Source organism: Streptomonospora arabica, assembly GCF_039531585.1.
GTDB lineage: Bacteria > Actinomycetota > Actinomycetes > Streptosporangiales > Streptosporangiaceae > Streptomonospora > Streptomonospora halophila.
On the sequence record NZ_BAAAQI010000006.1, the window covers coordinates 202,268 to 215,202 of the forward strand.

Below are 12,935 nucleotides of genomic sequence, written 5' to 3' on the forward strand. Positions count from 1 at the left end.
CCACGAGCGCGACCCGGCCGGCGCCGAACCGTGGTCACGGCCGCGATGATCCGGCTGAGGCGCATTTCCAACGGTCTCTTCGGGGCGGAGTCTCCTTTCCCTCGAAGCGCCGGTGCTGCGGGCATGGCGTGACGGCTGTCCGTCCGCCCCGCCTGAGCACGGGCGGGGCCGGCAGCGGCGGACCGGCTCTCCTGCGGGGCGCCTTCAGCGGCGGCGCAGCTTGAGGACGCTGTCGGTGCGGTGGCCGCCGGGGCTGGGGCGGGCGCGTTCGCGCTCCTCGGCGACCTGGACCTCCCACTCCGCCTCCGGCAGCTCCAGCGACTTCAGGACCTCGGCCGCGGTGGGCTGCTCGACGTGGGAGCCGACCTCCTCCTCCCACACGCGCGCGCCGACGTGGCCGACGATCAGCAGCGTCCCGCCGGAGGCGACGCGCGAGGCGGCGGTGCGCAGCACGGGCTCGCGCGGCAGGTCCTGCCAGGAGTGCAAAAAGCACGCCGAGACCAGGTCGAAGCGGCCCTCGGGGAACGAGGCCCCCAAGCTGTGGCGCTGGAACTCGGTGCGCTCGCCCACGCCGGCCTCGTCGGCGCGGATGCGGGCGCGCTCCAGGGCGATCCCGGAGACGTCGACGCCGACCACGCGCCACCCGCGCCGCGCCAGCCACACCGTGTCGGCCCCCTCGCCGCAGCCCAGGTCCAAAGCGGTGCCGGGCTCCATGCCGGTGGTCTCGGCGACGAGGGCCGCGTTGGGCTCGCCGCTCCACACGCGCCGGCTCTCGCTGTAGCGGGCGTCCCAGAACCGCTGTCCTGCCGTGCCGGTGTCGTCGTTCATCGGGCGGTCCCCCCTTGTCCTCGCGGTCCCTGCGGCCCGGCGGCGGCTCCGGTACCGGGCGGCGCCGCCGCGCCTATGCGGGGATCCTGCGACCGCCACCGGACCGCGGACAAGCGGCGTTGCCGTTCCGGCAAGTCCGCCTGCGCTGCTCTTGACCGAGCGGGGGGCGAGCGGGACCGGGCGAGGACAGTGCGGTCCACCCGCGCACCGCCCCGGGAAGCCGCGGGCGGGGCGCTGCCCGTACTGCCCGCGCTGTGGGCGGTCCCTCCGGCAGCCGTGCCCTCACCCGCCGCCGGAGGCGCCGCGCTTCATGCGCCCTTGCCCGGTGCCGGGCGCGTGCCCGCGCACACGCCCGGCACCGCCGCCGACCGGACCCGAACCCGAACCCTCAGCGCTCCAGCAGGGCCCGCAGCGCCTTGACGACCTCGGCCGGGGCCTCCTCGGCCATGAAGTGGCCGCAGGAGACCGTGGCGTGGTCCAGGTCGGGCGCCCAGGGCCGCCACATCGCGGCGGCGTCGTAGCCCAGCACCGCGCCCCAGTCCTGTTGCAGCACCGACACCGGCATCGCCAACTGCCGGCCGGCCCGCTGGTCGGCCTCGTCGAGGTCGGCGTCGACGCCGGCCGACGCCCGGTAGTCGGCGACGATGGAGTCCACCGCCGCGGCGGACTTGGCCACATAGGCCGCGCGCAGGTGCGGCGGGATCGCGGCGGGGTCCTGGGACCAGCTGTCCAGGAAGTGGCCGAAGAACGCCTCGGGCGCGCCGGCGATGAGCTTCTCGGGCAGGTCGGCGGGCTGGGCCATCAGGTACAGGTGGAAGCCCACCGCACCCGCCCGCCCGTGCAGCGCCTCCCACATCTGCGGTACGGGCAGCACGTCCAGCGCGGCCACGTGCGTGACGGTGCCGGGGTGGTCCAGCCCGGCGCGCAGCGCCACCAGGGCGCCGCGGTCGTGGCCGGCCACCGCGAAGCGGTCGTGTCCCAGCGCGCCGGCCAGCGCGACGACGTCGGCGGCCATGGTGCGCTTGGCATAGGTCGCGCCGCCGCCCGAGTCGGCGGGCTTGTCGCTGTCGCCGTAGCCGCGCAGGTCGGGGCAGATCACAGTGTGGTCGGCGGCCAGGTCGGCGGCGACGTGGCGCCACATCAGGTGGGTCTGGGGGAAGCCGTGCAGCAGCACGACCGGGCTGCCCGAGCCCCCGACGGCGACGTTGAGCTCCACCCCCTCGGCGCCGGGCAGACGGCGGTAGTCGAATCCTTCGATGCGCGGTTGCGGTTCCACGGCGGGCTCCTTCTCGCGGTTGCGTTGCGGTACTCCCGCAGCCTGCCGTGCGGCGATGAGCAGCCGATGAGCAGCGGCCAAGTGCCGGCGCCCGGACGCCGCACCGGGTGCGCCCGGCTAGATTCGATACCATGACCAGCGATTCCGACGACCCGGCCGCGGTGCGCTTCGCCGTGCTCGGGCCCTTGGAGGCCGCCGGCCCGAACGGGGCGCCGGTACTGAAGGGGCCGCGGCAGCGGTCCCTGCTCGCGCGGCTGCTGGTGGCCGGCGGACGGGTCGTGCCGGTGGACCGGCTGGTGGAGGACCTGTGGCCCGAGCAGGCGCCCGACGGCGCGGTCGCGGCGATCCGCACGTTCGTCGCCGACCTGCGCCGCGCGCTGGAACCCGCCCGGCCGCCCCGCAGCCCGGCCCGCCTGCTGGCCACCGCCGCACCCGGCTACGTGCTGCGGGCCGCACCGGGCGCGGTCGACGCCGACCGGTTCGAGGCGGGGGCGGCGCGGGGCCGCGCGCTGCTGGCCGACGCGCGGCCGGGCCCGGCCCTGGAGGAGCTGGAGCGGGCCCTGCAGCTGTGGCGCGGTCCCGCCTACGCCGAGTTCGCCGACTACCCGTGGGCGCGCGGCGCCGCCGAGCGGCTGGAGGAGCTGCGCCTGGCCGCCGTGGAGGACCGCGCCGAGGCGCTGATCGGGTCGGGCCGGGCGGCCGAAGCGGTCCCCGACCTGAGGGCCCACGTCGGCGCCCGCCCGCTGCGCGAGGACGCCTGGCACCATTTGGCGCTGGCGCTGTATCGCTCGGGCCGCCAGGGCGAGGCGCTGGCGGCGCTGCGGCGGGCCCGCCGCACGCTGGCCGAGGAACTGGGCGTGGAGCCGGGCGAGCGGCTGCGCACGCTGGAGGCCGACATCCTCGCCCAAGCGCCGCGGCTGAGCCCGCGGCCGCCGGAGCAGGGCGCGCCCGCCCCCGCGGCGCCCGCGCCGCCGCGCCCGCCGGCGCACCCGCTGCTGGGCCGCTCCGGCGAAACCGGTGAGCTGGAGCGGGCCGCCGAGCGCGCACAGCGGGGCGGAACCGTCACGGCGCTGATCGCCGGCGGCGCCGGGGCCGGCAAGACCGCGCTGGCCCGCGACCTGGCCGCGCGCCTGTCGGCGCGGGGGTGGACCGTCGCCTGGGGCGAGTGCCCCGAGCACGAGGGCGCCCCGCCCGCCTGGACCTGGGAGCGCATCGCCGCGGCGCTGGCGGCGGCCTCCTCCACCCCCGCCGACCCCGCCGCCGCCCGGTTCCAGGCCCTGCGCCGCGCCGTCGCGCTGGTGGAGGCGGCCGCCGCCGGCGCCCCGGTCCTGCTGGTCGCCGACGACCTGCACCGCGCGGGCGAGGAGACCCTGGAGCTGCTGGCCGGGGTGGCGGCTCACCCGGGCACCCCGCCGGTGCTGGTGGTGGGCACCTACCGCAGCGACGAGATCACGCCCGCGCTGACCCGCGCGCTGGCCCGCCTGGCCGCGCGCGAACCCCTGCGCCTGTACCTGGAGGGGCTCTCCCGTAGCGACACCGGCCGGATCGTGGCCGAGACCGCCCGGCGCGGCGCCGACGAGGCCGCCGTGGCGGCGATCCACCGCCGCAGCGGCGGCAACCCCTTCTACGTGCGCGAGCTCGCCCGCCTCTACGCCGACCAGGGCGCCCGCGCGCTCGACACCGTCCCGCCCGGGGTGGGCGACCTCATCCGCCACCGCCTGGCCGGCCTCGACCCGGCCGCGCGGCGGCTCGTGGGCCGGGCCTCGGTGATCGGCCGCGACGTCGACCCCGGGGTACTGGCCGCCGTGGCCGCCGAGGAGGGAGGAGACGGCGACGGCATGCTCGACGCCCTCGACGCCGCGCTGCAGTCCGGTTTCCTCACCGAACCCGAGCCGCGCCGGCTGCGCTTCTCCCACGTTCTGGTGCGCGACGCCGTCTACACCGGGCTGTCGGGGCCGCGCCGGGCGCACTGGCACGGCGCCGCCGCCCGCGCCCTGGAGCGGCTGCGCCCCGGCGAGGCCGCGTCGCTGGCCCACCACTTCGCCCGCGCCGACACCCCCGGAGCCGACGAGCGCGCCGCCGCCTACGCGCGCGCGGCCGCCCGCGGGGCCGAGGACCGCTTCGCCCCGCACGAGGCCGCCCGCCTGTGGCGCGAGGCGGCCGAGGCGTGCGAGCGCAGCGGCGCCCCCGTGCGGGTGCACCTGGAGGCGGTCATGGGCATGGTGCGGGCGCTGGCGGTCACCGGGCGGCTGGAGGAGGCCCGCGCCCACCGGGGCCGCGCCGTGGAGGCGGCCGCCGGATTGGACGACCCCGAGCTGCTGGGGCGGGTCGTCACCGCCTTCGACGTGCCGGCGCTGTGGCCGCGCAACGACGACGAGGGCCTCTCCGCCCGCGTGGCCGGCGCCGCGCAGCAGGCGCTGTCGGCGCTGGAGGCCGCCGCCCCCGACGGCGGCGACGAGGAGCTGCGCTGCCGCCTGCTGATCACCCTCGCGCTGGAGCTGCGCGGCGATCCCGGCGAGCGCGGACCCGGCGCCGCCCGCCGGGCCGAGGCCCTCGCACGGCGCGGGGGCGATCCCGCGCTGCTGTGCGCGGCCCTCAACGCCGGGTTCATGCAGTCCTTCCACACCGCGGGAGGGGCGCGGCGGCGGGCCGGTATCGGCGCCGAGCTGGTCGAGGTTGCCTCCGGCGCGGGCCTGGTGGCCTACGAGGTGCTGGGCCGGCTCGTGCAGATGCAGGCCCGCAGCGCTCTGGCCGACTTCGCCGCCGCCGACGCCCACGCCGACGCGGCCGGCGAGCTGGGCGAGCGCTACGAGATCGGCGGCGTCGCCGTGTTCACCGGCCTGTATGCGGCCCTACGCGCGGCCGCGGCGGGCCGCTTCACCGAGGCCGAGCACGCCTACCGCGCCGCGGCCGGGCCGCTGGCGGGCTCGGGCATGCCCGGCATGGCGCGCGGCGCCGTGCCGCTGGCGCTGCTGTGCCTGCGGCTGCAGCCGGGCGGGCCCGACCCCGCCGACTGGGCGGATCTGGCGGGGGCCGAGTGGGGGCCCTACGCACCGTGGGCGCTGCCGCTGGTCGGCACGGGCGCGGCGGCCTCTCATGCGCCGCCGCCCGCGCCGGTGGGTCTGCTCAACGAGGCGCTGACCTGCCTGGACGCCCGCTCCGCGCGCGCGGTCGGCGATCAGGGCCGGATGCGGCGCGCCTACGAGCGGTTGCTGCCGGCCGCCGATGAGCTGGCCGGGGCCGGCAGCGGCCTGGTCGCGCTGGGGCCTGTCGCCCATCACCTGGGCGACCTCGCCCGCGCACTGGGGTGGGGGCCGCAGGCCGAGGACCACTACCGCCGCGCCCGCACCGTCGCCGAACACGCGGGGGCGCCGCACTGGGCGAGCGCCGCCGAGCGGGAGTTGCCCGCGCAGGACTGAACCCGCCGCGGACGGGCGGGCCCGCGCCGGCCACCGAGGCGTTGATGGTCATCCGGCCGATGCTGGGCGTCAGGTCCCACAGCACGTCGTCGTCGGGCTCCAGAACGCCCTGGCAGGCGGCGTCGCCGAAGCGGGAGAGCCGGCGCCGTGAGTGCCCGCCGACGTCGGTGCCAGCGAGCGACCGCAGCCGCCGCATGAGTTCCCCCGAGGTCGGCGGGCCCGGGACCGCCGTACGTCCCCTCCCCCGGCGGCCCGGCGCGTCCGGCGCCGATGGACCGGCTCGCGGAGTACTCCGGGTTCCCCGCGCTGTTCTCCACCCCCGCCCCACCGGTCTCAAACGCCCTCACCCGGGAGGCGACCGGTCGGGCTCCGATCGCGCGGGGCTGTGCGAGGAGACGGCCAGAGGCCACGACATCGTCCGGACGCGACCCGCAGGACGGTGCCGGTCACATAGGAGGCGCGGTCGCTCAGCAGCCAGGCGGCGGCCTGGGCGATCTCCTCGGGGGCGGCGAAGCGGCGCAGCGGGGTCAGCGTGGTGACCCGCTCCTCGACACGGGGCGAGGCCGCGATCCACTCCCGGATCATCTCGGTCATGGTGGCTCCGGGCGCGACGGCGTTGACCCGGAGCCCCTCGGGGCCGTAGGTGGCGCCGGCCGACTCCGTGAGGCTGTTGACAGCCCACTTCATGGCGCCATAGGCAGGCAGTTCGGGGTTGGCCCCCAGGCTGCCGACGCTGGAGTTGTTGACGATGGCGCCCGTGCCCGCGGTGGCGCGTATGGCGGCGACCTGGGCGGCCATGGCCAGCCAGACCCCCTTGAGGTTGACGGCGTAGACGTGGTCGGACTCGGCTTCGCTCGTGCGCTCCATCGGTCCCGGCGTCACGACCGTGGCCCCGTTGTTGAAGGCCGCGTCGAGCCGGCCGTACAGCTCGACGGTGCGGTCGACGGCCGCGTGCACGCTGTCGGCGTCGCCCAGGTCGCAGAACGTGTAGTCGGCGGTGCCGCCCGCGGCGCGGACGTCCTCGGTGACCGCCTTGAGCTGGTCCTGCGAGCGCGCCGCGAGCAGCACCCGGGCGCCCTCGCGGGCGAAGAGCCGGGCCGCGGCGGCGCCGATCCCCCGTCCGGCTCCGGTGACCAGGACCGCCTTTTCCTCCAGCAGGCCGGCGGCGGGCGCGGAGGCGCGTGTTTCGATTGCAGTGGTTGCGCCCATGGAGCCGATCCTGTTCCGGTCCGCTCGGCCCATCCAGGAATCGGCGGTACCTGGCTGAGCGCTCCGGCGCCCCTGCACACTGGGGGCGTGGACAGACGCGAACTGGCCGCGTTCCTGCGCAGCAGGCGCGAGCGGATCACCCCGGCCGTTGTGGGCCTGCCCGCGGGCAGGCGCCGGCGCACCCCGGGGCTGCGCCGCGAGGAGGTGGCGCAGCTGGCGTTCATCTCGACCGAGTACTACACGCGCCTGGAGCAGGCCCGCGGCCCCCGCCCCTCGCGCGAGGTGCTGGCCGGGATCGCCGGCTCCCTGCGGCTGACCGGCGCCGAGCGCGACCACCTGCACCACCTCGCCGAGGGCCAGGCCGGTCGCTGCGGCGGTCGGGTCGGCAGCGCGAAGCGGTTGACGGCGGCGACCGGCATCCGCCCCGGCGCCCCCGCGCCGCGCTCCTTTCAGAGACCCGCGCGGCGCCGGCTCAGTCGAGGACCGCGGTCGCCTCGACCTCCACCAGGTGCTCGGGTACGTCCAGCGCCGCCACGCCCACCAGCGTGGCGGGCGGGACCGGGGCGGCCCCCAGCTTCGCGGCCGCCCGCGCGACGCCCTCCATGAAGGGGGGCATCTTGTCGGGGGTCCAGTCGGTGACGTAGACGGTCAGCTTCGCGACGTCGTCGAAGGAGCCGCCGATTCCGGCCAGGGCGGTGGCGACGTTGAGGTAGCACTGCTCGACCTGTGCGGCGAGGTCGCCCGCGCCGACCACCCTGCCTTCCGCGTCCCAGGCCACCTGACCGGCGACGAAGACCAGCTTGGAGCCCGTGGCCACCGCCACCTGCCGGTAGGCGCCGATCTCCGGCAGTCCGCCGGGGTCGATCAGGGTGATCGCCATCGTGGGTGCCTCGTTCCCCTCGTGGTGCGAGACCGCCGGGCGTACGGCTCCGCCGGTGCTCTCTTGCGGTTACTCGGAAACCGTAGGAGAGTGTGCGCTGACATGGAAGAACGCACTTTTCGGTGACTGGGGAACCTTATAGTGACCACGCAGTACACGGGCTCGCCCGAGGACGCGGACCTGGCGCGGGCGGACTCGCTCGCGCGGGAGATCTTCTCCGACGTCGCCAACAAGTGGGCGCTTCTGATCATCGAGTTCCTCGGCGACGGCACACTGCGCTTCAACGAGCTGCGCAACAGGGTCGAGGGCATCAGCCACAAGATGCTCACCCAGAACCTGCGCATGCTGGAGCGCAACGGCCTGGTCGAGCGCACCGTGCACCCGACCGTGCCGCCGCGGGTCGAGTACACCCTCACCGAGGCCGGCCGGGGCCTGCGCGCGACGGTCGACACGATGTGCGGCTGGACCCGCCGCTACATCGGACACATCGAGGCCTCCCGCCGCCGCTTCGACACCTGAGCGGGCCGGCCGAAGCGCCGCCCGGCGGGCGCGCGGCGCTCAGCGGGGCTGTTCGGCGATGTGCACCCGGCGGCTTCGGCCCTGCGACAGCAGCGACGCCAGCGCCCGCCCCAGCTCGGCCACCTCGGCGCGCTCGGTGCCGGAGAGGCCGCGCAGCGGGGTCACCCCCACCGCGCCGTCCTCCACACTCCAGGTCGCCGCCACCCGGCCGTCCACCAGGACGAAGCGCGCCCCCGTCACCGACAGGCCGCGGTGGGCGTCGTCGATGATGCGCGTGCGGTCGTGGTAGCCCAGCACCGCGTTGTCGAAGGCGGGCAGGAACCGCACGGGAGCGGGGGTGGCGGGGTCGGGGCGCGGCGCGTCGGGCAGGTCCAGCAGCCGCCGGCCGCGCTCGTCGCGGAAGGCCACCAGCTCCTCGCGCATCGCCGAGACCGCGGCCGGGAGCCCGGCCAGACCGCACCAGGCGCGCAGGTCGGCCGATGCGGCGGGGCCGAACGCCGCCAGGTAGCGCCGTACCAGCGCCCGGCCCACAGGATCGGAGGCGTCCGGCTCCAGCGGGTCGGCCGCGCGCCCCAGCCACGACGACATCGCCATGTGGCGCACGCCCGCCGTCTGCCGCCACAGTCCGCGCGGCGGCAGCTGCACCAGCGGCACCAGTGCGCCGATCATCTCCCCCAGCGCCCGGGCGCCCGGCTCGGGCCGGTGGTCGGCCAGCTCGCGGGCGAGCTCGGCCGTCGTGCGGGGCCGGCCGTCGGCCGCCACCTCCCGGGCGGCCGCCGCGAGCGCGTCGAGGTCGACCCCCGCGAACTCGCGGCGGTAGACGCCCAGGACCCGCTGGCGCAGCATGGTCTCGTGCCGGGTCCGCCAGGCCAGGGCGTCGTCGGCGGCGAGCAGGTGGACGGTGCGGCGCATGAGATGGGTGCGCACCACGCGCCGCCCGGTCAGCAGGTCGGACAGCTCCGCCGGGTCGAAGGCGCGCAGCCGCGACCAGAGTCCGGCGAAGGGTTCCTGCGGTTCCTGGGCCTGCATGCCGCACAGGTGCGCGACCGCGTCGAGCACCGGCATGGGCGAGGGTTCGAGCAGCAGCTGGCGGGCGAGTGTGGCGCGGTTGAGCGCGCGGCTGTCGAGGAGCTCCATCGCTTCCTTCGGGCGGCGGTGCGGACGGCGGGTGCGCGGCGGTCGGCACCGGTCAGGTCGAGGTCTGGCCGTCGATCGATTCGCGCAGGATGTCGGCGTGTCCGGCGTGCTGGGCGGTCTCGGCGATGACGTGGATCAGCACCCGGCGCACGCTGTGCGCCGCTCCCGGCTCGTTCCAGGGCGCCTCCGGCAGCGGATGGGTCCTCGACAGGTCCTTTACGGAGGCGACGACCTCCTCGGTGCGGGCGGCGACCCGCGCGTAGCGGTCGAGGATTGCGGCCAGCGTCTCGCCGGGCTGCATCGCGAACTCCCTCTGGCGGTCGATCGCCCATTGCGGCATCTTCCGCGCGGTCCCGGCCATGAGGTCGTCCCAGGTGACGCCGTCGGGAAGGGTGAAGCTCATCGCCGAGGCGCCCTCGACGGCGAAGCGCATCCAGGCCTCCTCGGTGGAGGCGACGTGCTTGAGCAGCCCGCCCAGGCACAGCGCGCTGGCCGTCGGGCGCTCACCGGCCTGCGCGTCGCTGAGCCCGCGCACCGTGCCGATCAAGAACGCCCGTGCCGTGGCGAGCTCGGCGAGCAGGTCGGCCCGCTCGCCGCCGAGCGCGGCGGTCGTGGTGGGTGTGGTGTTCATGGCGGAGTCCTTCCGGCCGTCGTCGGTCATAAAAGAACAGTCGCAGCAGGAGCGGACAGGTTGTGTCCTCTTCTTCGGCCAGGATGGATTCATGCCGAAAACCTCAGCGCGGTTGCTGTCCCTGCTGTCCCTTCTCCAGGCGCGCCGGTACTGGCCGGGCGCGGTGCTGGCCGAGCGGTTGGCGGTCAGCCCGCGCACGGTGCGCCGCGACGTCGACCGGCTGCGCGAGCTGGGTTATCCCGTCGCGGCTGACAAGGGCCCCGACGGCGGGTACCGGCTCGACGCCGGCGCCGAGCTGCCGCCGCTGCGGTTCGACGACGAGCAGGCCGTCGCGCTCGCCGTGGCACTGCGGATCGCCGCCACCACCGGCGCCGGCATCGAGGAGGGGGCCGAGCGCGCGCTGAACACAGTCCGCCAGGTCATGCCCGCACGGCTGCGCCGCCGCATCGACACCTTCCAGGCCACCGCGGTCGAGCGGGCGGCGGCGGGGCCGCGGCCCCGGGTGGACAGCGGGGTGCTGATGGCGCTGAGCGCGGCCGTGCACGCCCGCGAGGTGCTGCGCTTCGACTACTCCCACGCCTCCGCGCCGGAGCCCGGCCGCGACGACCCGGCTGCTGCGCCCCGCCGGGCGCAGCCCCACCACCTCGTCACCTGGGGCGGGCGCTGGTACCTGGTCGCCTGGGACCTCGACCGGCAGGACTGGCGCACCTTCCGCGCCGACCGGATCACCCCGCGCACGCCCACGGGCCCGCGCTTCACCCCGCGTGAGCTGCCCGGGGGCGATGTGGCCGCCTTCGTCTCCGCGCGGTTCCAGGGCGGGGCCTCCGGCGGGTGGCCGTGCCGCGGCGAGGCCGTCCTCGGCCTGCCCGCCGCCGAGGTCTCGCGCTACCTGCGCGACGGCGTCGTCGAGGAGATCGGACCGCACCGGTGCCGGGTGGTGCTGGGCTCGTGGTCGTGGCCGGGGCTGGCCGCCACCCTCGGCATGTTCGACGCCGACATCGAGGTCGCGGGCCCGCCCGAGCTGGCCGCGGCCTTCGCCCACCTGGCCCGCCGCTACGCCGCCGCCGCGGCCTCCGCACCCGCCGAGGACCCGGCGCGGGAGTGAGCGGAGGGCCCGGCGCCGACGCGTTCAGGCCTCCGTTCCGTAGAGGGCGGCGAGGTCCTCGGAGCCGGGCCAGCCGCTGTAGGCGGGCGACCGGGGCCAGCCCTCGGGCGAGTCCTGCCACTCCTCCCGGCGCCCGTAGGGCAGCACGTCGATCAGCGCGAAGGTGTGGCTGAGCTGTTCGGTTCCGCGGCCGTCGGTGTGCCAGGTGCGGTAGGCGGTGCCGCCCTCGCGCAGGAACACGTTGAGGGCGAACCCGCCGCCGGGCGGGGCGCCGACGTCGGCGCCGAACGGGCTGTTCGCCGTGGAGTACCAGGTCATCCGGTTGCCGACCCGGCGCTTGTAGGCCAGTGCCTCCTCGATCGGGCCCTGGGTGACGACCACGAACCGGGCGTCGTAGTTGTCCAGGAACTCCAGCCGCGTGTACTGGGAGGTGAACCAGGTGCAGCCCCCGCACTGCCACCGCTCGCCGGGAAACCACATGTGGTGGTAGACGATCAGCTGCGAGGCGCCGCCGAAGACGTCGGCGAGCCGGACGGGGCCCTCCGCGCCCTCCAGGGTGTAGTCGGGCATCTCGACCATCGGCATGCGGCGGCGCTGGGCGGCGATCGCGTCGAGCTCGCGGGTCGCGGCCTTCTCCCGGGCGCGCAGCTCGTCGAGCCGGCGCTGCCAGGTGTCGGTGTCCACGACGGGCGGCAGGGCGTTGGCGGCCATGGCTTCCTCCCAGGGGTGTCCGGCCGCGGCGGTCGCGGCCGAGTCGCGTGTGCGGTCCACCTGGAGGGGGACCGCACACGCCGCCCGAACTCATCGGTCCCCCGGCGGTCGGGCCGGGGGCGGTTGCGCCCCCAGCCGCCGCAGGCGGTCGAGTGGCCCAGGGGCGGGTTGCGCGCGTGCGGGCGGGTGCGTCGCAGGGAGCGGACGCGCGCCTGCGCCGCGACGGGTGGAGCATGGCGCGGTGTTCAGCGGAGACGGGAGTCCAGCGTGACGACGATCTTGCCGTGGACGTGGCGTCCGGCTTGCAGTGTCACGGCATCGCGGATCCGCTCGATCGGGAAGGTCGCGGCGATCGGCACGGTGATCGCGCCGGCGAGGATCGCGTCACTGATCCGCTTCACGGCGTCCGGCTCCGCGTCGAAGCCACCGGTCGCGCGGACACCGCCGGGAGGATGGGCACCCGCGGCGATCGTGGAGATCCGCTCGGGCGCCACGCCGAGCGCGAGCGCGGCCTCGGCCGTTTCGGTACCGAACAGGTCGGTGGCCGCGGACACGCCCTCCGGCGCCAGGGTCCGCACCCGCTCCGCCAGCCCGGGGCCGTAGGCCACGGGCTCGGCACCGAACCGGCGCAGGAAGGGGAACGTGCTCTCCGCGGCGGTCCCGATCACTCGGGCACCGGCGAGCTTCGCGAGCTGCAGGGCGAACACGCCCACGCCGCCCGCGGCGCCGCCGACCAGGACGGTGTCGCCGGAGCGCGGGTCGATCGCCTCCAACGCGGCGGCGGCGGTCAGACCGGCGACGGGAAGCGTGCTCGCCACCTCGTCGCCGATGCCCTCCGGCGTGTGCCACAGCGGCTCGGTCGCATCGGCGGGCACCGCCATCACGACGAAATCGGCGGCGGCCCTTCCCAGCGCGCCGCCGTAGACGCGGTCGCCCACGGCGAATCCCGCAGCGCCGGTGCCGACCTCGTCGACGACCCCGGCGAAGTCGTAACCGAAGCCGGACGGCAGGGTGATGCCGAACCGGGCCGCCAATTCGGGCTGCGAGGCGATACCCCAGTCCATGGGATTGAGACCGGCCGCCGTCACGCGGACGCGGACCTCGCCCGGCCCGGCATGGGGCTCGGCGACCTCGCGCACCTCCAGTACCTCGGGATCTCCGAACGCCTCATAGACGACGGCTCTGCTCATGGGTATCTCCAACACGAGAGTGACGGGACT

The 12,935-nt window shown here is 76.4% G+C and carries 11 protein-coding genes and 1 pseudogene; 4 read left to right on the forward strand and 8 right to left on the reverse strand.

Going from position 1 to position 12,935, the window contains the following annotated elements:
- Window positions 1-204: 204 nt before the first annotated feature.
- Both ABD284_RS12855 and ABD284_RS12860 read right to left on the reverse strand, forming a co-directional pair.
- A complete protein-coding gene (locus ABD284_RS12855) occupies window positions 205-828 on the reverse strand; it encodes a class I SAM-dependent methyltransferase (protein ID WP_344143122.1) in 624 nt (207 codons plus the stop codon).
- 388 nt (window positions 829-1,216) lie between these two features.
- Window positions 1,217-2,104: an alpha/beta fold hydrolase gene (locus tag ABD284_RS12860; protein WP_344143123.1), complete on the reverse strand. Its 888-nt coding sequence runs from the start codon at window positions 2,102-2,104 to the stop codon at window positions 1,217-1,219.
- A 131-nt stretch (window positions 2,105-2,235) separates the two neighbouring features.
- Between ABD284_RS12860 and ABD284_RS12865 the strand changes: the two genes are divergently transcribed.
- The gene (locus ABD284_RS12865; RefSeq protein WP_344143125.1) at window positions 2,236-5,523 is read left to right on the forward strand and encodes an ATP-binding protein; all 3,288 of its coding nucleotides are present in this window, start codon (window positions 2,236-2,238) and stop codon (window positions 5,521-5,523) included.
- 333 nt (window positions 5,524-5,856) lie between these two features.
- Here the strand turns inward: ABD284_RS12865 and ABD284_RS12870 are convergent, their stop codons facing one another.
- A complete protein-coding gene (locus tag ABD284_RS12870) occupies window positions 5,857-6,732 on the reverse strand; it encodes an SDR family NAD(P)-dependent oxidoreductase (protein ID WP_344143126.1) in 876 nt (291 codons plus the stop codon).
- An 87-nt stretch (window positions 6,733-6,819) separates the two neighbouring features.
- Here ABD284_RS12870 and ABD284_RS12875 point away from each other — a divergent pair.
- Window positions 6,820-7,083, forward strand: a pseudogene (locus ABD284_RS12875) (helix-turn-helix domain-containing protein); the annotation flags it as partial.
- A 121-nt stretch (window positions 7,084-7,204) separates the two neighbouring features.
- Here ABD284_RS12875 and ABD284_RS12880 read toward each other — a convergent pair.
- On the reverse strand, window positions 7,205-7,612 hold the full coding sequence (locus ABD284_RS12880; RefSeq protein WP_344143127.1) for a RidA family protein: 408 nt from the start codon (window positions 7,610-7,612) through the stop codon (window positions 7,205-7,207).
- A 141-nt stretch (window positions 7,613-7,753) separates the two neighbouring features.
- Here ABD284_RS12880 and ABD284_RS12885 point away from each other — a divergent pair, with 141 nt between their 5' ends.
- Window positions 7,754-8,131 (forward strand): winged helix-turn-helix transcriptional regulator, encoded by a 378-nt coding sequence (locus tag ABD284_RS12885; protein WP_386699699.1) that lies wholly within the window; start codon window positions 7,754-7,756, stop codon window positions 8,129-8,131.
- Between the two features lie 39 nt (window positions 8,132-8,170).
- Here the strand turns inward: ABD284_RS12885 and ABD284_RS12890 are convergent, their stop codons facing one another.
- A complete protein-coding gene (locus tag ABD284_RS12890) occupies window positions 8,171-9,268 on the reverse strand; it encodes a winged helix DNA-binding domain-containing protein (protein ID WP_344143128.1) in 1,098 nt (365 codons plus the stop codon).
- A gap of 52 nt (window positions 9,269-9,320) precedes the next feature.
- Window positions 9,321-9,899, reverse strand: a complete 579-nt coding sequence (locus tag ABD284_RS12895; protein WP_344143129.1) for a DinB family protein — start codon at window positions 9,897-9,899, stop codon at window positions 9,321-9,323.
- A 91-nt stretch (window positions 9,900-9,990) separates the two neighbouring features.
- On the opposite strand from ABD284_RS12895, the gene ABD284_RS12900 reads away from it, so the two are divergent.
- Window positions 9,991-11,004 (forward strand): helix-turn-helix transcriptional regulator, encoded by a 1,014-nt coding sequence (locus ABD284_RS12900; protein WP_344143130.1) that lies wholly within the window; start codon window positions 9,991-9,993, stop codon window positions 11,002-11,004.
- Window positions 11,005-11,028: 24 nt separating this feature from the next.
- On the opposite strand, the gene ABD284_RS12905 is transcribed toward ABD284_RS12900, so the two are convergent.
- Window positions 11,029-11,775: a DUF899 domain-containing protein gene (locus ABD284_RS12905; protein ID WP_344143131.1), complete on the reverse strand. Its 747-nt coding sequence runs from the start codon at window positions 11,773-11,775 to the stop codon at window positions 11,029-11,031.
- Window positions 11,776-11,960: 185 nt separating this feature from the next.
- Window positions 11,961-12,905, reverse strand: coding sequence for an NADP-dependent oxidoreductase (locus ABD284_RS12910; protein WP_344143133.1), 945 nt, complete (start codon window positions 12,903-12,905; stop codon window positions 11,961-11,963).
- Window positions 12,906-12,935: the final 30 nt, after the last annotated feature.

Coding starts and splice junctions, on each gene's coding strand:
- ABD284_RS12870 (WP_344143126.1), bottom strand. CDS start 6,732: ATGGGCGCAACCACTGCAATCGAAACACGCGCCTCCGCGCCCGCCGCC.
- ABD284_RS12910 (WP_344143133.1), bottom strand. CDS start 12,905: ATGAGCAGAGCCGTCGTCTATGAGGCGTTCGGAGATCCCGAGGTACTG.
- ABD284_RS12865 (WP_344143125.1), top strand. CDS start 2,236: ATGACCAGCGATTCCGACGACCCGGCCGCGGTGCGCTTCGCCGTGCTC.
- ABD284_RS12880 (WP_344143127.1), bottom strand. CDS start 7,612: ATGGCGATCACCCTGATCGACCCCGGCGGACTGCCGGAGATCGGCGCC.
- ABD284_RS12855 (WP_344143122.1), bottom strand. CDS start 828: ATGAACGACGACACCGGCACGGCAGGACAGCGGTTCTGGGACGCCCGC.
- ABD284_RS12900 (WP_344143130.1), top strand. CDS start 9,991: ATGCCGAAAACCTCAGCGCGGTTGCTGTCCCTGCTGTCCCTTCTCCAG.
- ABD284_RS12895 (WP_344143129.1), bottom strand. CDS start 9,899: ATGAACACCACACCCACCACGACCGCCGCGCTCGGCGGCGAGCGGGCC.
- ABD284_RS12890 (WP_344143128.1), bottom strand. CDS start 9,268: ATGGAGCTCCTCGACAGCCGCGCGCTCAACCGCGCCACACTCGCCCGC.